The organism is Duncaniella freteri, from assembly GCF_004766125.1.
In the GTDB taxonomy this organism is placed as follows: Bacteria; Bacteroidota; Bacteroidia; order Bacteroidales; family Muribaculaceae; genus Duncaniella; species Duncaniella freteri.
Window position 1 is genome coordinate 1947134 of record NZ_SJSA01000001.1, and the last position, 18994, is coordinate 1966127.

Consider the following 18994-nt stretch of genomic DNA (forward strand, 5'->3'; position numbering starts at 1 on the left):
AAGTTATGGCACGAAGAATACGAGAGCGCAAGCTAAAAAATCCGACAATCACCATCATCGGAGAAGGAGCAACCGAGCGATACTATTTCACGCATCTCAAAAGGCTGCGTGGATATAACTATGTCTGCAAACCGCGAAATTTTACTGAGCAAACGTTTGATGAAATGCGGAAGCAGATTGAACGTGTGCTTGCCGATAACGGAATTGCCGTATGCGTTTTTGACGCTGATGTTACCCGTACCCGACCGGCTGAAAAAGCAAAGTTTGAAGATCTGAAACGTAAGTATGCAGACAATCCTGCTGTCATATTATGTGACAGTATGCCGTCTATTGAGTTTTGGTTTCTCTTGCATTACCTGAACACAAATCGCTATTTCGCCACGTCTGACGATGTGATTAATGCCTTACACCGCTATATGCCCAATTTCAGCAAGCATCAATCATTCCTCTCCAAAGAATCATGGGTTTCGGAGTTGCTTGCAGACAATCGTCTTGATACAGCAATAGTCAATGCCAATACTATCGGTACGGAGGGAGAATCTTACAGTAGATTGCCTGATTTATTTGAGATTGTTGATATAAAGTAAATCTTATTGTGCTGTAATGGAAAACAAAGCAGAAATAGAAAAGTACATACATGACTTCATCTTAAATCGCCCTCATGTGTTTATTTTGGGCGCGGGTGCGACTATTGCGGCAATTCCGAATGGTGATAAAAACGGATTAAGATGTTCCGTTATGAATAATTTCCTTGAAGAATTGGATTTATTGGACATCTTGTCAGGTGTAAAATTAAACACTAAGAGTCGCAATTTGGAAGATATTTACTCTGAATTGGATACCATACCAGAATATACATCAATAAAATACGAGTTGGAGAATAGAATAATACAAAAATTCTCTCAATATGTATTGCCGGAACAACCTACTATCTATGACTATTTAATTTTGTCTTTAAGGTCAAAAGATTATATATTTACTTTTAATTGGGATGACCTGCTAATCCAAGCATATAACAGAGTTTGTCGTATTACTAATGATTTACCGCAATTAGTGTTCCTGCATGGAAATATAGGAGTTGGCATCTGTAATGAATGCCATGCTATACAGTCATATAGAAATATACGTTGCTATAAATGTGGTGCTACATCTCTGCATCTGCCTAAACTTTTGTTTCCAGTAAAAAAGAAAAATTACAATTCCGATCCATACATTAGCACCGCTTGGAATGGGCTACTGGAGATAATCAAAAATGCCAGTATATTGACTATTTTTGGTTATAGTGCACCCAAAACTGATATTGAAGCGATTGAGGCAATGAAAACCGCATTTTCCTCCACATTTAGACGTTATGACCAGATTGAAATTATTGATGTAAAGCCCGAATCAGAATTGCTTGACACATGGAGCGATTTTATCCAACCAACAAATTTCCATGTGTCAACATACACAACATTATTTGATAGCATTATTGGGGAGTTCCCAAGAAGAAGTGTTGAGGGTTATTATAAACGAAATTTTTGTGATTGGTGGGGACAATCAACTCTAACACTAAAAAAATGCGCAGATTTCAAGGGATTGAAAGAATTAATACGTCCTGTTATATATAATGAGATACAAGGGAATTATGATGTAATCTGAAGTTACATTCGATAAAGTAATGGAATATTAGAAGTTGCGATTAATAAAGGTGTACTCCAATGCCCCAAAGCATAAAATTCCTTTGGGGACACTTATTATGACGCAATAGCGCAAAACCCCATTTTACGACAATGTTGATATGCTCCTTGATTTCGGCAATAAATCCAATTTATTGCCGAAATTAAGTTACACAGACATATCTGATTACCAATAATTGTATATAACTTACGATTAAATTCTTCGTAGGTACAAATTTCTGCGATTATAACGGTGATTTATACAAAAAACAGAGTTTAGATCCTATTTTCCACTGCGGAAACGGATAGAGGCGTGGCGGCTCACGGTGTTGGCGTCGGTTGTGCCGTCAGATGGTGACGGTGATCCGGTGGGTCACTGACACCATCCGACCGTACCCCGACTATGGGAGGAGGCTACACACCGGTTTGCCTCAACGCCTTGTGAGGATGCGCCGGTGACGTCGCTTCCCTCACAAGACACCAATCGGCAAATCAGTGTGCCATACGCCTTCTCCTTATAATGAATCTGAGCCGTCACGCCACTATCCGTTTGTTCAAGCCCACGGGAGCAAGAAAGCGTATGACGCCGATCATTACGCCATGCTCCATGTACGGCAGCATACGCATACTTGCTCTTTCCGGGGCCATTGCTTTTATCTCAACGGTTTCCATTTTTCTTATGTCTGTCGTCCAGTGTCACCCTGCGGGGCTTTGCCGCCTCTATTTTTCATGCAGAGTATAATCTCCATTCAAAGTTTATTCGCTCGTAGTTGATTAACACGACGGTACGGGGTATTCTTTGGCATTCGCGCAAAAAAATCTCCACAGTTCCCGGTGGTCGGTAGTATTTTTTTGTGCAAGTGCCGAACACCCCTTTGCTCCCGTCGTGCCGCAGGGTCAACGAGCGAACAAACTTCAAACAGCGATTATACGCATTAAAAAAAATATCGCCTTATGACACTGAACGACAGACATATTAAAAATACGAGCTTCACACCTTCTCCAGCTCATACCGCATTAAAAAAGGCGGCTAAGGTGGTGGGGATAGCAGTCGGGGCGGTTGTCGGGATTATTCTTTGGGCGATACTCAGACCGATATTCCGAGGTGTGGGGTGGATAATCTCAATCCTCACCGCAATAGGGATTATCTACTTGGTAATGACACTCTAAATATTTACGACTATGGCAACCACAAGAGAAAACAAAGGCACACGAGCCTTTAACAAAACTATCAAGGCGTATCTTGAAGAACGAGCCGAGAATGACGCGCTGTTTGCAGTCAAGTTTGCAAATCCCTCGAAATCAGTCGAGGAGTGCGTGACCTACATACTAAACTCCGTGCAGAAAAGCGGTTGCAACGGGTTCGAGGACGATGAAATATTCGGAATGGCAACCCACTATTATGACGAGGAAGAAATTGAGGTCGGCAAACCAATCAACTGCCAAGTGGTGGTCAACCATACGGTAGAACTCACTGAGGAAGAAAAGGAACAGGCACGGCAGGACGCCATCGCAAAACTCCGTGACGAGGAAATGGCGAAAATGCGCAAGCCAATCCAGCCCAAGAAAACTACCGACAACAGAACCCAAGTTGAGCAACCAAGTCTATTCGACTTCTAAAAGATACGACTATGAAACCCAAGACAGCACTACAAAAGCAAGTGGCAAAGGCATCTGCCACCCTGCGCCCACTATCATACTCGCAGAAAGAATGGGCATACAACCATTGCTTTGAACACATCGCCTACCGCACCAAGAGCGGAACGATTACCTGCTCAGACTGCGGACACGTCTGGAAAAGCGGAAAGGGAACGCTTTGCGACACCATTGCAGGGTGCAAATGCCCCAACTGCGGAAAGGAACTGCAAGTGAAAGATACTCTCAAACGTAAGTACGGGCAGACATCATATTTCAGCGTGATTACTACCCACAACGGATTTCAGGTTATCCGAGTGGCGCAGATTAAGAGCGAAAGTCTAAAAGGCAAGCCTGCTAAATATTACTGCAACGAGGTCGTTCAACGCTGGATTTCTGCAAACGGCAAAGTTACCGATATGGCTTTATTGCGAGGATTTAATTTCTGCTACTGCGATGTTTGGTCTTTATTCAGCGATATGGAGATAAGACCTCACAACAGTCTTTATGACGATGTGTGCGTTTGGAGCAAGGTATATCCGAAAATGTCAGTTTTGCCACAACTCCGTCGCAACGGCTTCAAGGGCGATTTCTACGGAGTAACACCCGTCAGTCTTTTCAAAGGTCTGCTGTCCGACCCTAAGATAGAAACGCTGATGAAAGAGGGCAATATTGAGGAAATGAGATACTTTCTCTCAAATCCCGATACTGCCGATGAACTTTGGGCATCATACATCATCGCAAGACGCCACCACTACTGCATCAACAATCTCCGAATGTGGTGCGACTATCTGAAAATGCTGAAAAATCTCGGTCAAGACCTGCGCAATCCAAAAAACATCTGCCCCGATGATTTCATCAAGGCACACGATGAGGTAAACCGAAGGATAGACGCCAAGAGGGAAAAGGAACGTGCCGAATTGGAGCGTAGATATGAGCGGGAAAGGCGTGAGCGAGAACAGCAAAGACTATTGCGAGAGAAACAGAAAGAGCAGGATTTCATCAACCAAAAATCCAAATTCTTCGGGCTGGTAATATCCGACAACGAGATAACGGTCAAGGTGCTTGAAAGCATAGAGGAATACTATGAGGAAGGTAAAACGCAGAATATATGCGTATTCGGTTCAAGCTATTATACCAAAGCCAACTCCCTTATTCTCTCGGCGAGGATAGACGGCAGAATAATTGAAACGGTAGAGGTTGACCTCCACACCTTCCAAGTCGTTCAGTGTCACGGCAAGAATAACAAGGATACCGATTACCACGAAAGGATTGTCAACCTTGTCAATGCCAACGCCAAGAAAATCCGAGAGAGAATGATGACAGCCTAAATCTTCAACCCCAACCTGCGCCAGCAATGGCGCAGGTCACAATACCAACCGATTATGAAAGTGACATTTGAACACCCGACCATCATATTTGATGACAGGATAGCCGAAATCATCATAGAATTTGTAAACCATATTCTCTATGCCGACAGCGAGAAAACGCTACGGCAGATAGTAGTCGATTTTGCTGACAAGTACGACCTTGACCGATACTTCGTGTATGGCTACGGCAGTCACCACCTTTGGCTAAAACAAAGGAAGATAACCAACCCCGATATAACATTTGAATATCGGATACTGATTGTAGAATACTAAACCGCAAAACTATGGCAACAAAACTCACCGCCAACGGAGTAAGCACAACTACTATTCCCGGCACAGAACAATACGAGGTGTTTTACACCGGCTACCGCTCACGGCGAAAGAAACACTACCAATATGATTACCGCCACACCGATGGAGAATTATTCTCCTGCGTGGCAGGCACACTCAAAGAGTGCAGACAACGCCGTGATGAATGGCTTAACAAGAAAATCAAAAACTCAAAATAAAATCGTTATGGACAACCAAGTAGCAAAAATCATACTCCAACAAATCGGAGGGCGCAGGTTTGTGGCAATGACAGGAAGTCACGATTTCATAAATCTCGGCAACGGACTGAGAATGAGCCTTAGCCGTAACAAGACATCGGCTAACCGCCTTGAAATCATATACGATAGTGGCGCAGACCTCTACAATGTCAGATTTTATCGTCAGAGCATCAACCACAAGACGTTTGAGGTCAAGACAAAGGACATCAAGAAGATAGATGGAGTCTATTGCGATATGTTGGAGGACATCTTCACTGATGTGACGGGGTTATACACCCGATTTTAACCGAACATTTGCCAAGTCGTAATATAGAGAAGGTGGGCGACCTCGTGATGAAGTTGCTCACCTTGATTTTTCCAAAAATTTCGGCCGCCAAAAGGCGGCGTTTGTTCATATCGTAATTATTGCGTAATTTTGCTGAAAATATAAAGATGAATAGTAAAGGATATAAACGATTCACTGACAGATTGAGATATTTTCGTGAGGACAATGAGGTCGCGGAAATAATCGTAGCAAATAAGGAGCTCTTGAAAGGAGAGGCTTCAATTTTTGCTAACATTACCGATGTAAATCATCCGATTCTGTCAAAGCGACAAAATAATGCAAACAGTAGAAAATTAGTAGTTCAACATCTACGTAAGACCATATATGTTGCTTTTGTAAAAGACATGTATGAAGAGGTAACTGAATACATACGATATATCCTTAAAGAAGCGGCAATAAACGGTGCAGATCCAAATAGATTAGTTGGGGAACATAATGTTAATATGAAAGCTAATGAAATTTTGTCTAAATCCAACAAAAGAGAGATAATCTCAACTATAATGGAACAAATTTTTCAGCAGCTCGAAAATGAAAGAAGCACAATTACCCTTATTTCAAAAATAAAGAATAAATTAGGCTTAAATATTCCTCAAGCTTCAATTGACAATGATTCGGTAAAATTTTAGGTTGTTCATCCTAGGCTAAGCCGCTAACTGAGTCAACCGATGATTTATTTTCTGAATTATTTTTAGATGCGGAGATTTTCCGCAAGTCGAAATAATTGTTGAGGCGAGATAAGATTCAAACATAAGCCGTTTGAACTGCGCTACCGAAAGATCCGGATAATCCTTCCTTATGACCTCTTTGCAGACATTGAGGGCAGTGAAGGAAAGATTGAACGCAAAGTCAAGCCGCTCCCTGTCGCGGGTCTGCTGTGACTGAAGTCCGGTAAACTGCTTGGCATCGCGTATACCGAACTCAATCTGAAAGCGGGTGCGGTAGAAACCGATGATCTTTTCAGGCCTCATATTGGTGTCGGTAGAGAAGTAAAGAAGAGGCTCTGCGTTTTCAACCGGACAGACCACGATACGGATGTCGCGTTTCAATGCCCTCGAATGCACGACCGCCGTGTGACATCGGTTTTTGTTTCCTTTGGAATCCTCATATATGAATGAAGTGAACACGGACATGTCAAGGTTGGAGAAATCCACTTTCTCTCCATACTTTTTCTTTCTGCCGCGTCTTCGCGGGGCGGAGGAATCCGGTATGGCCAGATACCTCAGATATGAGTTGGCACGTAATCTCCCGACAAATCGAAATCCCATGCCAATCACTTCATTCACAAATTCATATTTGGAAAAGAAGGCATCGGCAACCAGAATATCCGTCAGTGAGAGCAGCTCTGTCGCCTTTGACCTGACAAGTGCCACATACCAGCCAAGCATTGACATTTGTTTCTCAGATTCAAGAGTCCTGAAGTTCGGTGACTGGACAGCACCGAGCATCACGCATGTATGTTTACTCAGACTTATTGCCCCGATCGCCATTATCTCCAGACCGCGTTTCACACGTTGTGCCACCCCTGACCAGAAACGGCCTATGCCATACGTCAGTCTGCCTGACTTTGAAATGAACGACGGATCGATTGCCACTGCCATGTCATCGGCCGGCTCAAAACAATCCTGCGCCATACCTATGTTGACTTTCATCCAGTCTACGGATGTCTTGAAATTGGAAGCAAAGGTCTTGGCTGTACGACCGCCATAGCGCGACAGCCGGGTAAAATTGACTTTGCCCGGAATCAACGCCACAGTGCGTATTGTTAAAATCAGCCAGTTGAGGAACCTTTTGCTCATCTTGGTTGTAGTATTTTCAAATACCGACTTACACCGAAAGGTGAAGTCTTTGAGAATCGCCAATACGTTCATGGTATAAGATTTTTATAATGAACGCTTTGGCGATTCATTTGTATTTGACAATTCGAGATATTAACTTAAGTTTCAACTACTTCGGTAATTTTTACCGAATCATTGAATTGACGCAGCTCTTCCATATTTAGAAGTTAGACATGTATTTGTTCATTCTGATGGTAAGCCGTGCGAGGAATTCAAGAGAAAATATCCTGAAATAAAATTGGATCAGAGTCAGAGAATTCTTCTTAACTCAACATTTGCTAAAGACGCGTATAAAAAAATCAATAAATTGATTTTGGAAATTGATAACGAAATGATGAGTAGGAATTATTTTTCAGCGTCTGAACAATGTAAAGCATAAGGAACAATTCACATTGTATTACAATAGAGAATGAGAAAGCCCGCTTGTCGAATAAAGCGGGCTTTCTCAGTTAAAATACATATAAGACGGCGATTTCTATCAAACGGCGTTGGTGGAGTTGCTTGTGGAATTTGCCTTTGTAGCGGCAGTGGGCAGTGTAGGCTTTGAAAATATTGCGGTTGCCGGATTTCAGTTTTTTCAGCACGGTGGATTTGTTTACCACACCGGGGCCGCAGTTGTAGGCTAATACGCCTAACAACAGAGCGTCTTTGCCGTATGCCTTGTAGAGCGACACAAATTTTCGGAGGTCTTTACGCAACAGGGCGTCAGCTTGTTTCTCGGAGAGCTGTACACCTCGCCGGTATGGTTCTCCCGGCAACACTCTATGACCATATCCGACATATGGATAATCCTTTGGGTGGTGGAGCGTTTCAAATTTCTTGATGATAATCACAGCTCTCTCGAATGGCGGCAGATTCATTATGTTTATCTTCCGCCCGGCGGCGTTGCCCACCATGACGGTGAGCAACGCAAGGAACATCAGCAGAATTTTCCTCATCTGATAGCCGGATTTACGGGTGTCACAATCGGGCTGACAATCTTGCCACTGTCATCGTCGCCGCTGTCTTTGCTGTTGAACTCAAAGGTCTGTTCCCACGGGGTTGAACCGAAGTTATCTTCCACGACCACGAGGAATTTGTGGGCTTCGTCACTTTTGGCGGTATAATTCAGTCTGAACGTTTTACTTTCAAGAAGCACACGGTCGTTGTTGACCAGCACCGGGCCGTCAACGAGTTTGAGCGAGCCTTCGCCGTCATACTGGAAGTAGCGGATGGTATAGAGGGTGTTGGCATAGTTGCCTTCGGGCTTTATCTCGAAGCGTAGTTCGACGGTCTGCCCTTTGACGATCTTGTCAGCGTATGGCATCACCTCCACTGTGAAGGGATAGGACTGCTGCACATCGAGGTCGTCGGAGCAGGATGTGAGGCTGCATACGGCAGAGATTACAAGGGAGAGAATGGCGATAACGCCAAATGATTTTTTATTTGTCTTTTTCATTTTTGTGTCTGTTTAGAATTTTAGTTTTGTTGATTTCTTGGGGTTGAGCGATTGTAGGTAATCGTTCAGATCCTTGTGGTCTGGATAGAGTGCGGATTTGTCGCTCACCCTGTCGCCGAACTCGCGGCGCAGTCTGGCTACTGCGGCACGCCCGGCGGTATCGTTGTCAAGATAGCACAGTATCAGCGGGTATTCCGCCAGAGTCGGGATTGCTTTGCCGACATTCGCCACGGAGTTAAGCACAACACTGTCGTTGCCGTCATTGAGTCCGAGGCGTTCCGCCGAAAGAAAGTCGATAAAGCCCTCGAAGACGTTGCACAGGGCGTTGCCGTTGGCAATATGGGTGATATGCTTTGGCGGATAACTGCCTTTGAAGAAGCTGCTTCGCAACTCAAATCCGTGTGCGCTGTTCTCAAAACAGATGGCATAATAGTTTTTGCCATGCAATTTATAATCCACCTGCACACAATATCGTTGTGCGATGTAGGCAGGTATGCCACGGTTTGCGAGGTAACACAGTAATGCCGGCGATACCAATTTAGAGATTTTCACGTCCTCAAAGGTCGGCTGCTCAATGAATGGCTCCGGCTTGTAAGGCTGTGATACCGGCATCCGCATCTTTTCGGCGATGTACTCCGCCTGTCTGATGAAGTCGGTCGAGTCGCACAGTTCTCCGGCAAGGGTGAAGATGTCGCCTCCGGCTCCGCTTCCAAAATCGAACCATACATTTTTCCGAGGATTGACATGAAACGATGGCTTTCTCTCGTTGCGGTATGGGGCATAAAACCACAGACCTTTGCTGTCGCGCCCCGTCGGCTTGTATCCGAGGTGGTGCAGAAAATCCACAAGGGATATTCCCTTGATAGCATCTATATCCATAGGCTAAAACCGCATTTTGCGTTTGGGTTTGGGCGGCTGTTGCTTAGGCTGTTCCGGTCTGCTGACGGTCGTAGCCTCCACATAACCCTCAGCTTCATCGCCGTTGATGGTCACTTCGTAAGTCTTGAACTCCTTAAAATCCTTCATCTGTGTGGCGATGTAGAGGTTCAACTCGGAGCGGTTGCAGCTCCCGGTCAGCTCGTAAGCGAGATCATAAATGCCGCCGTAGTATTTTTCGGGTTCTTTGCTGTCATACCAGCCATTCTTTTCGGTGTCCACCACCATAGTAGCGTTGCCGCCGACAGAATACGGAGCGTTGTATATCAGGCGGTTGCCGTCCTTTTTTATCGGCTCATAGCCGATCGCCTTCATAAAATCCTCCAATGGAAGATTATTTATATCAAGGTCTATCACAATCAATCCCATAGGTTTATTCTATTATGAATTTGACACCGACACCATATTGCATATGGAATATCTGAACATCGCTACCGAAAGTGAAACGCTCCTTGATATTTGCGGTCAGGGCGATTTTATCCGAGAGATATAAATCAGCCTGTAATGTCAGCGCACCGCCATAGATGAAGTTATCGCCGTCATGGAGCGTCGAGCCGTCTGACAAAACCGACTTTCCCCAATTCACTGTTTCGTAACCACCGAGAGCCGACACGCCGCCGTAGAGGTGGAAGGTCTGCGAATAGTCGCTCAACAGATGGAGATTGTAGCCGACCTCGCCTGTGTACTGTGTCACGGGGATACGACCTTTCACGCCGTAAGGCTTGTAGGTCTGGAGATACTCTCCGCCGAAGCTCCAAGTATTGGCACTACCCTTATAAACTGAATAGAACACTCCGAAAGAATAACCGCAGTTGCGGGAGTTGCCGGTATAAAAACCGTCTGCCATGTCAGCCTTGATTTCTACCGCAGACATTCCGGGAAGGCATCGCTGGGCCATTGCCCGCCCTCCGAAGAGGGTGAGCATGGCAGCGATTATCATTATCGCTTTTCTCATGGTTACTGTATGCTTAATTCGTCAATTACGTTGGCTCTCACAATATCCTCGTTTTCGACCACGAAAGACTGATGGCGACCGCCTTCCTTTTCGGCAATTTCGATAACAAGCTGCTTGTCATCGGGGATTGTGAATTTCTCCAGAGCGAAGACAGTTCTTTCGGAGGATTTTCCATGTACCACCGTCACATAGTTCTGTGCGCGGAGCGGTTCGAGTACCTGCTCCTGCATGGCAGTCCGTTTGATAACCTTCTTATCCACAATCTTGAAGCTGACATAATCGACATCGAAAGGAATGTTTGATGTGTTTTTCAGTTCGGTGTGGAAATAGAGAAGCCCATTGTTGGCATAGATGGATTTCAGAAGGAACTGCACCCCGAAACGCTTTGAACCTATATGCTTTATCTCGCGCTTGTTCTGCTTGTAGATTGACTTCATAATCAGCTTGACAAGCATCGGTGACTCCGATCCGAGGCGTTCAAGATAGATTTCCTGCGCATTGTTGGGACGGTTCACGGCCTCGCCGTCATGCAGAAAATCGGTCATCTCGATATTGAGCAACAGCGGCTCTTTGGCGAATTTCACGTTAAATGAATAATATGATCCGTCCTCTGTGATTACCGACAGGTTTGTCTCCTGCTTGAATGACTTGAAGGCTGATTTGACACGCAGCACATTCTTCGCACCGTCTGCTAATCCGGCGACAAGGTTCTCGTTGCCCAAGTCGCAATAGACTATTTCCGAGGGAAATATGATGTGCGTAGTCTTTTCAAAGCATACCTCCAGAGCGTGAGGCGGAATCATTCGGTCGAAGCCGACCTTGCGGGTCAGACCGTCGAACTTGTCCCCGTCGGTGTAGTTGCCGCCGTACACGTTGATTTCGTGTTCGGCTACCTGAGTGGCTACCTGTTCCGTACCAAACGGCACGTTGACATCGGTGTTTCTTACCGACTTTGTTCGGGCAAAAGCCGTGCTTGCCATGCCGATAACGGCAATAAGCGAAAGTAAAAAGAGTTTGTAATTCATTGAATTGTGGATTTAATGGTGAATAATCATATATCTTCCGGCTGGTGAAGCATCACACGGTAGCCGGCTTTGAGGTGGACTTTGACGGTTCGCAGCTTCTTGGTGAGATACTGGCTGACACCGTTTATAAGCCCGCGCCCGACGTCGGATGCTATCTGCGCCCCTGTATTGGTAGAAATGTTGATCGAGCTACCCATCGTACTGCCCATATTGGCACCTATCTCATGCAGCGCGTCACTCTCCATTGACTGCGGTATATTGATACCCTCCTGCCCGTCAGAGTCATAAACCTGCAACTCAACATCGTAAATCGAGCCTTCGCACTCGATGGAGGTGATTTCAATCTCCAGCCTTTCGCCCTGCACTCTTGCAGAGCCGACAACGGTGGTGTTACGCGGTATCAGGCGGTTGCCGACCCACATCGGTTCGGTGGTTCTCAGCCTGACACTCTCGCCGTCAACCACGCTCTGGTTATCGGCGACCACTGCGGCGATGGTATTCTTGGCTACCGTCCTCATTGTACCCACCGAGGTATTGAAGCCCCTGACGGTTGATGTCTGACCGAGCGAGGATACCACACTTCTGTTGACCTGCGCCACCGGCTGCACATCCCGTTTGCCTTTTTCTTCGGTGGGTTGTGGCGGCGAATAGTTGCCGCCGTTGCCCATATACTGTGCCGCCAACTGATATGAGCGTTCCATCAGTTCCATCTCATCGGGCTGTGCCGCCTGTTGCTGTGCCAGAGCGTTCTGAGCCTCCAACTCTGCAATACGCTCATTTAGAGCCTCCATTTCAACATTGTCGGCTGAGGTGTCCTCCACAAAAAAGTCATTGAGCGACGCCTGAACCTCCTGATACGCCTGCGCGGAGTTCTCAACGGCGGACTGATGCTCAACGGTATCGGTTGTAAGTGCGGTCAGAGTATCAAGGGCGACCACCGCACGCTGTTGCGCCTCCTTCTCTTTGGCGGCATCAGCGGCGGCATATTCCTCCGCTTTGGTCTTGATGCCGCCGTTCTCACCCTCAGGTATTTCGGTGTTGAAGGCATTGCCGACCTTGCTGTCATTCTTGTTGAGGCTTGTGTACAGCAGCCACAGTATCACTATGCCGCACACGACAGCCGCCGGGAACACGACTAAGTATTTCATCATCTTCTGCCGTTCAGCCTGCGATTTGGGCTGGAAGAAGCCGTTAATCTTCGCTTTCCACTCTTGCATCGTCATAGTCTGGAAGATTTTGAGGTTCATGAACGGGAGATTTGGTAACGATGTCGATCGGCATTATATGCTCAATCGCCACAGATTTTTGCGCTTTGCCCAGACCTATCCTGTAACAGGCGTGACCAAACACGAAGAAGGCGGTAAGCACGAACACAGCCAGCATCAGCGACACGACAGTAAGCCGTTGCTTCGGTGGCATTGACTCACACGCTTCTTTGAGGCGCGTTGTGAGCCTCCCTTTCGGGTTGCGCCACATATTATTATATATGACGGAGAATATTAATTTAATCTTTGACATAATTGAATTATCGTTTTACGGTTGAAATATCCTTGTTCTCCAGTATCGTGAAGCCCTCGATGATGAAGCCGTTGGGGTTGTCATCGGAGCGTGAGGCGTTGGAGAGGCGGCACTTCGTCACCAGCGTGCGCTCTGTCACATTGCTTTCGCGGATAATCATTTGTCGGGCATAGGTTTTAGCGATGTAGGGATAGTTGTTGAAATCGCACACCACACTGTCCACTTGCAGCACTTGGTTGATGTTGCCGGCTATGATACGGTTGTAGTAGCCCTTCTCCGAGAAATCGGTGTAGTAGTTGTATGCCGACTTGTCCGACAGGATAAGGGCGCGGTTGATGTTATGCTCGATTGCCGATTTGTCGGGCGACAGAGTGAAGAACAGTTCATGGAAGCGTCGCACATGTTCACGGGCTTCCGCCGGGCGGTTCTGCTCCATGTCCTGCGACAAGGCGAGCATAAGGCTCTTGCCGTTGTCAAGAACATAGATTTTTTCCCTCTGCCGTTCGGCAAAATTGAACACGCAGATCAGAGCCACCGACACTACCACGGCACACATCGCCACAAACACAATACCGAACAGCCGTATCTGGCGGAACGAGGTTTCGATGTTTTTAAGTGATTTGAATTGCATTTGAATGTCGTTTGAATATTATTTAAGCAATTTGCCTGCGTTGCCCGCGACATTTCCGGCGACTGCACCTCCGACACTTGCCGCTCCTGAGCCGACCTGCATCGCTGTGGTGTTGACAGCACGGTTATAGTTTCCGGCACCTCCGGCTTGTATTATCCAGCCTGCCACAGTGGGAATCGTGAAGTATCCGATAATGCCGATTATCATAAAAATGACATAGCAAGTATTTGAGCTGTCGAGGTTTGCGTTGGGGTTGTTTGTCAGTTCCGAAATGTCGTTCTGCAACATCAGCACTTGGATTTTAGCCAGTATCGTGGAGAACAGGTCAGCCACCGGCAGCCATAGATAAGTCTGGATATACCTCTGTATCCACTGGGTCAGCGTTGACTGGAAGCCATCCCACACGGAAAGGGCGAAGGCGACCGGGCCGAGGATTGAAAGCACTATCAGGAAGAAGGTGCGGATTGTGTCGATTGTAAGCGATGCGGCTTGGAACAGCATTTCAAGAAGTTCTCTGAAAAAGTTTTGAATAGCTTTCTTGACCTTATACATTCCTCGCTCGATATACATTCCGGCGGCTGTTCCTATTTCGGTCACACCTAACTCGTCAATCTGCCTGTCAAACTCGGCATCATCGACAAGATAGGCTGTTGAAGGGTCATTCATCATCGCCTCATATTCCAGCCGGTCTTTCTCCTCGCGGTATTTTTGCATATCGAGCGTCTGCCCTTCAAGCATAGAGGCTGTGCCCTGCACAATCGGCGACATCACAGAGTTGATTGTGCCGAGTACCACCGACGGGAAAAACATTATACAGAAGCCTATCACAAATGGACGCAGCAGCGGGAATACATCAATCGGCTCTGCGGCGGCAAGCGACCGCCATATACGATAGGCAACGAAGAACAACGCGCCTAATCCGGCTATCGCCTGAGCCACACCCGCCATATCCTCGCAGAGAGGCATCATTTCGTCATAGAGCGAGCGCAGGATTGTGTGCAGGTTGTTGAAATCTATTGATAACGCTATCATATTTTTTAATTATGATTATTACAATTACCAGTATTTTTCAGAGCCGTCACCATAGAGAGCCACCACACGCTGTGTGTCAGCCTTCTTCTTGGCGCGCAGATATGACACGCTGATATTCTTGTTTGTGTAGTAGGCGGTAAGGTTCTTCAGCCTTTTCATCTCCTTGTAGCAGTCATCAACCACATCCATACGGTCTTTGTCAGTCATACTCAGCGTGGTGATATTGACTACCTGCTTCAAGTCACCGAGTACGCCGTTGGCTTCTTCGAGGATACGGGTGTAGCCGGAGGCGATTGCCGAGAGTTCTGCCGATGTGAAGTTCGGATCGGTCAGCATCTTCTGGAAATTATTGACGTAATAGCCGGAGATATTGCCGAGCATCAGGATTGTCTGCTGCACCTTGCGGGCATCGCGTACAAGGTTGTTGACCGATTGCAGTGCGTCATAATATTTCTTAGCCTGCTGGTAAATTTTCACGGTTTCCTGAAAATTTTTGACCATGTGCGTAGCCGTCTGCGACTCCTGCACGAGTGATTTGGAGTTGTTTACGATGGACTGGGCGATGTTTGACGGGTCTATGACCGTCCATTGGGCGGAAGCCCTGCCCGTGCCGAGCATCAGACACAGGGCAATCAGTGGGATTAAAAACTTGAGTTGCTTCATTTGATTGCGGATTAAAAGTGGTGGATTTATCGTATTCTGTGAGCCATGCCGACGATTGTACGGGCAATGACTGCCAATAGATGAAGGGTGACTGTCAGGAGGAGGACGAGGCAGAAAGATACTCCTGAAATAATGCTTATTAAGACGGATTTCACTTTCATACATTATTCTCTCTCCTTTCATTGGCTAACTGTTTTATTGCCGCTTCGATGTCACCGCCGAGCTGACGGGCGCGGTCAAGGACTTGGATTTTCTCCGTTTCCTCGGTAGTGTAACACAGGTATTCCTCCGGTGATACCTCCGTGGCATAGACTGCGGACTGCGTTCCGCCCAGCCCAATCCAGACTTCTTTGTAGAGCCGATTGGGGCTGTTTGCCATATTGATACTGAGTATCTGCGCTTTCTCCTTGTCGGTCAGACCGAGCAGCTCCTGTATCTGGTCAAAGCGGTTCATATATTTCCGCTGGTCGAGCAGGATTTTACAGTCTGAGTTGTTGATGATTGTTTCCTTGACAATCGACGACGAGATAATATCGTCCACTTCCTGAGTGACAACAACCGCCTCGCCGAAATATTTGCGCACAGTCTTGAACATATAGCGCATATACTCAGCCATATTCGCCGTTGAGAGAGCCTTCCAAGCCTCCTCGCAGATAAGGAGTTTTCGCACGCCTTTCAACCGGCGCATCTTGTTGATGAAGGCTTCCATGATGATAATTGTCACCACAGGGAACAGGTCTTTGTTGTCGCGTATCGCGTCTATCTCGAACACGACAAAACGCTTGTTCAGCAGGTCGATATTCTCTTTGGAGTTCAGCAGGAAGTCAAACCGACCGCCGTGGTAATACTGTCGCAAGGTTGTCAGGAAGTTGTCGATGTCGAAATCCTGTTTGTATATGGGGATAGGACGCTGTGCCATTTCAGCGCGGTAATCGTCGCGCATAAACTCAAAAAAAGCGTCGAAGCATGGCACTATATTCTTATCCTTAGCCATTTTTTCAAGGAACATCGACAACGCCGAGCCAAGCTCACCGGATTCGGTCTTTGTCACGCGGTCATCTTCCGACTTCCACAGCGTCAGCAGCAGGGTCTTGATCGAGTCTTTCTTCTCCACATCGAACACCCCGTCATCTGTGAAAAACGGATTGAAAGAAATCGGCTTTTCCTCGGTGTAGGTATAATAGATACCGTCCTCGCCGTGGGTCTTGTTATGGATCAGATTGCACAGCCCTTCGTATGAATTGCCGGTATCAATCAGGAGGATATGCGCGCCCTGCTCATAATATTGGCGCACCAGATGGTTGGTGAAGAAAGACTTTCCGCTACCCGACGGGCCCAGTATGAACTTGTTGCGGTTGGTGGTGATTAATCCGTACCAACATTTATTTATTTAATACTGAATATCAGTTAATTATAGTATAAAACACATCAATATTAATATTTTTAAAGCATACAATTTGCATACAAATAGAGTGATTATAAGAAAACAGAAAAGGATATTTGTTGTTAAGGGGTAAATGTGGTAGGAGATGTTTTTATATCTGTTTTCTCTCGTTTTTCAGTGAAAAATAGACATGATACTGGCAAAAAGAGAAAGAAACTCTGTTTTTCTTTTTTCGCCAGCATATATAATTTGCTGTCTAAATAAGTTTAGTTCGTTTTGGATATACAGACAAAGAAACGTACTAAACCTTTGAACTTAAAAATATAACAAACATGTTATGTTACATACTTTTTTGAATATTTAAACAATGTAGTTAAGTACTATCAAGCATATTTCAGGCATTTTTTATACATTTGCACCAATGACAAGTAAATGATGACTGAATTTAATTCATATATGAGCAATATAGACATAGATTTTTTTAAAGAATTGTGTCTAAAACATGGAGAGTTACGACATTATAAAAAGAATGAGTTTATTCTCCATGAAGATGATGCATGTTCTTTCTTCGGGTTTATCTTGTCAGGTGTAGTCAAATACAGTTGTACCAACCGGACAGAAAACAAGCCGTATAATGTCGGTTTTTCCTTTCCAAATGAATTTATAGGCGATTACCCCACTTGCTTATATGGCATGAAATCAGAATTGAATATACAGGCAATAATCCCGTGCGAGATTTACATCTGTTCTTCTGCATTCTTACAGCAAAAATTCGAGGAGAACAAAGAAAGCCAACGGATAGCCCGTATCGCAGCCGAACAGATGTTTTTCCAATCATATTCACGTTATTTGGATTTATTCAGATTCACACCGGAAGAGCGTTACCTCCAACTTTTAAAAAAATGCCCTGCAATCCTTCAAATGGTATCACTAAAAGAAATAGCATCCTACCTTAAAATTACACCCGTACACATGAGCCGAATCAGACGCAAGCAAAGTCTTGACAACAAAAAATAAACATAGGTTTAGAAATTTACATTCATAACAATATTCCAAGAGTATCTTAATCTGCCAAAGGATTCTTTTTTTTATCTTTGTCTTATCTTTGGTTGGTTCAACGAAGAAACAAAATAAAGATTGAATGAGTTAAACAAAAAATAAAAAAGAGAATATGAAAACAAAAGAAATTCTTGGAATACTTATGCTATTCCTCTGTACATTCTGTTTTATAAACTGCGATGATGATAATGAACAGACAAATGAATTAACCCCCGAAGCACTTTATCAGACTTCATGGCGTGGAACAGGGCATTGTGAGGCTTGGACAGTACAAAATATGGGGGTCGGTATGCAATTTGTAGATACTCAGAAAGGGAAAGTAAATTGGGAAGGTTACGATGAAATTGATATTACTTATACAATAGAAGGGAAATATATCACATTTAATAGCAATGCTTTATATTTGGGTGGAGCCCCTTGGATTATCAAAAGCTATACCCAAAAACATATAACCATTATACAGAATGAAATTAGTCCAGATAAAGAGAAAGTAGCTACGATTGAATTAGAGAAAATAGATTAAACTGAATCATGGAACATTAAGTTGCATAAATGTATGCTATAACAGAACAAAGAGAACCGTGAGATTCGCAAATTGAACAAAGAAAGGATGAAAGAACATATAAATACCTTGTAAACAAAGGGGAAAATGCAGATTCATCTAATATTCCTTTATGTGCTATTATTGAGCTGGTCTATGGGCTGAAATACAAGGAAAAGAGATTCACCTTGTTCTCTTACATAGGATTGGTTATTGGGATAGGATGACAATTTATATGCTACTGCTAATAAGGTCAATGTAAATCAAAGTAATATGAAACTGAAGTATATATTGAATGCTATACTATTTGTTTTGGCATTATCTTTTTTGTCTATGTGTATATTTAAGACTACAGAGTTAAGTTTAAAATGTATGCAATTTGCTGTATCTATCTCTTGTATAGGAGCAATGTTTTCTACAAAAAGCAATAGATACATATTT

General features: G+C 44.9%; 23 protein-coding genes and 1 pseudogene. 11 read left to right on the forward strand and 13 right to left on the reverse strand.

Annotated features, from left to right (window positions below; genetic code table 11):
- Positions 1 to 5: 5 nt before the first annotated feature.
- From EZ315_RS08255 to EZ315_RS08295, 9 genes are all read left to right on the forward strand, one after another.
- The gene (locus tag EZ315_RS08255) at positions 6 to 587 is read left to right on the forward strand and encodes an RloB family protein (RefSeq protein WP_135471653.1); all 582 of its coding nucleotides are present in this window, start codon (positions 6 to 8) and stop codon (positions 585 to 587) included.
- 16 nt (positions 588 to 603) lie between these two features.
- Positions 604 to 1641, forward strand: a complete 1038-nt coding sequence (locus tag EZ315_RS08260) for a hypothetical protein (RefSeq protein WP_135471654.1) — start codon at positions 604 to 606, stop codon at positions 1639 to 1641.
- 971 nt (positions 1642 to 2612) lie between these two features.
- Entirely contained in the window at positions 2613 to 2828 is a 216-nt protein-coding gene (locus EZ315_RS08265) for a hypothetical protein (RefSeq protein ID WP_068959944.1), read from the forward strand.
- A gap of 12 nt (positions 2829 to 2840) precedes the next feature.
- Complete coding sequence (locus EZ315_RS08270; protein ID WP_135471655.1) at positions 2841 to 3278, forward strand: PcfK-like family protein; 438 nt, start codon at positions 2841 to 2843, stop codon at positions 3276 to 3278.
- A gap of 11 nt (positions 3279 to 3289) precedes the next feature.
- Entirely contained in the window at positions 3290 to 4624 is a 1335-nt protein-coding gene (locus EZ315_RS08275) for a PcfJ domain-containing protein (protein ID WP_135471656.1), read from the forward strand.
- Positions 4625 to 4678: 54 nt separating this feature from the next.
- Positions 4679 to 4936: a hypothetical protein gene (locus EZ315_RS08280; protein WP_135471657.1), complete on the forward strand. Its 258-nt coding sequence runs from the start codon at positions 4679 to 4681 to the stop codon at positions 4934 to 4936.
- Positions 4937 to 4947: 11 nt separating this feature from the next.
- Positions 4948 to 5172, forward strand: coding sequence for a DUF3873 domain-containing protein (locus EZ315_RS08285; protein WP_135471658.1), 225 nt, complete (start codon positions 4948 to 4950; stop codon positions 5170 to 5172).
- Between the two features lie 7 nt (positions 5173 to 5179).
- Entirely contained in the window at positions 5180 to 5497 is a 318-nt protein-coding gene (locus EZ315_RS08290; RefSeq protein WP_135471659.1) for a hypothetical protein, read from the forward strand.
- Positions 5498 to 5643: 146 nt separating this feature from the next.
- Entirely contained in the window at positions 5644 to 6162 is a 519-nt protein-coding gene (locus EZ315_RS08295; protein WP_135471660.1) for a hypothetical protein, read from the forward strand.
- Between the two features lie 15 nt (positions 6163 to 6177).
- Here EZ315_RS08295 and EZ315_RS08300 read toward each other — a convergent pair whose 3' ends face one another.
- The 13 genes and pseudogenes from EZ315_RS08300 to EZ315_RS08360 form a co-directional block, all read right to left on the reverse strand.
- Positions 6178 to 7404, reverse strand: coding sequence for a transposase (locus EZ315_RS08300; RefSeq protein WP_135469735.1), 1227 nt, complete (start codon positions 7402 to 7404; stop codon positions 6178 to 6180).
- Positions 7405 to 7820: 416 nt separating this feature from the next.
- Positions 7821 to 8309 (reverse strand): glycoside hydrolase family protein, encoded by a 489-nt coding sequence (locus EZ315_RS08305; protein ID WP_135471661.1) that lies wholly within the window; start codon positions 8307 to 8309, stop codon positions 7821 to 7823.
- Complete coding sequence (locus tag EZ315_RS08310; protein WP_135471662.1) at positions 8306 to 8809, reverse strand: DUF3872 domain-containing protein; 504 nt, start codon at positions 8807 to 8809, stop codon at positions 8306 to 8308. Before EZ315_RS08310 ends, EZ315_RS08305 begins: the two co-directional genes overlap by 4 nt.
- Before the next feature lie 12 nt (positions 8810 to 8821).
- Positions 8822 to 9688 carry a toprim domain-containing protein gene (locus tag EZ315_RS08315; RefSeq protein ID WP_135471663.1) on the reverse strand — a complete coding sequence of 289 codons (867 nt, stop codon included), beginning with the start codon at positions 9686 to 9688 and terminating at the stop codon, positions 8822 to 8824.
- Between the two features lie 3 nt (positions 9689 to 9691).
- Positions 9692 to 10114, reverse strand: a complete 423-nt coding sequence (locus EZ315_RS08320) for a hypothetical protein (RefSeq protein WP_135471664.1) — start codon at positions 10112 to 10114, stop codon at positions 9692 to 9694.
- A 4-nt stretch (positions 10115 to 10118) separates the two neighbouring features.
- Entirely contained in the window at positions 10119 to 10700 is a 582-nt protein-coding gene (locus tag EZ315_RS08325; RefSeq protein WP_135471665.1) for a conjugal transfer protein TraO, read from the reverse strand.
- Positions 10701 to 10702: 2 nt separating this feature from the next.
- Positions 10703 to 11680, reverse strand: coding sequence for a conjugative transposon protein TraN (gene traN / locus EZ315_RS08330; protein WP_242452545.1), 978 nt, complete (start codon positions 11678 to 11680; stop codon positions 10703 to 10705).
- A 71-nt stretch (positions 11681 to 11751) separates the two neighbouring features.
- Complete coding sequence (gene traM, locus EZ315_RS08335) at positions 11752 to 12972, reverse strand: conjugative transposon protein TraM (RefSeq protein WP_135471667.1); 1221 nt, start codon at positions 12970 to 12972, stop codon at positions 11752 to 11754.
- The gene (locus EZ315_RS08340) at positions 12917 to 13243 is read right to left on the reverse strand and encodes a TraL conjugative transposon family protein (protein WP_135471668.1); all 327 of its coding nucleotides are present in this window, start codon (positions 13241 to 13243) and stop codon (positions 12917 to 12919) included. The genes traM and EZ315_RS08340 overlap by 56 nt, the downstream gene beginning before the upstream one ends.
- A 7-nt stretch (positions 13244 to 13250) precedes the next feature.
- On the reverse strand, positions 13251 to 13874 hold the full coding sequence (gene traK / locus EZ315_RS08345; protein ID WP_135471669.1) for a conjugative transposon protein TraK: 624 nt from the start codon (positions 13872 to 13874) through the stop codon (positions 13251 to 13253).
- 18 nt (positions 13875 to 13892) lie between these two features.
- Positions 13893 to 14891, reverse strand: coding sequence for a conjugative transposon protein TraJ (gene traJ / locus EZ315_RS08350; RefSeq protein WP_124030622.1), 999 nt, complete (start codon positions 14889 to 14891; stop codon positions 13893 to 13895).
- Positions 14892 to 14930: 39 nt separating this feature from the next.
- The gene (locus EZ315_RS08355) at positions 14931 to 15569 is read right to left on the reverse strand and encodes a DUF4141 domain-containing protein (protein ID WP_135471670.1); all 639 of its coding nucleotides are present in this window, start codon (positions 15567 to 15569) and stop codon (positions 14931 to 14933) included.
- A 157-nt stretch (positions 15570 to 15726) separates the two neighbouring features.
- A pseudogene (locus EZ315_RS08360) lies at positions 15727 to 16935 on the reverse strand (TraG family conjugative transposon ATPase); the annotation flags it as partial.
- Between the two features lie 453 nt (positions 16936 to 17388).
- Between EZ315_RS08360 and EZ315_RS08365 the strand changes: the two are divergent.
- Both EZ315_RS08365 and EZ315_RS08370 read left to right on the forward strand, forming a co-directional pair.
- The gene (locus EZ315_RS08365; RefSeq protein WP_007656457.1) at positions 17389 to 17970 is read left to right on the forward strand and encodes a Crp/Fnr family transcriptional regulator; all 582 of its coding nucleotides are present in this window, start codon (positions 17389 to 17391) and stop codon (positions 17968 to 17970) included.
- A 154-nt stretch (positions 17971 to 18124) separates the two neighbouring features.
- On the forward strand, positions 18125 to 18535 hold the full coding sequence (locus EZ315_RS08370) for a hypothetical protein (protein WP_007656455.1): 411 nt from the start codon (positions 18125 to 18127) through the stop codon (positions 18533 to 18535).
- Positions 18536 to 18994 lie beyond the last annotated feature (459 nt).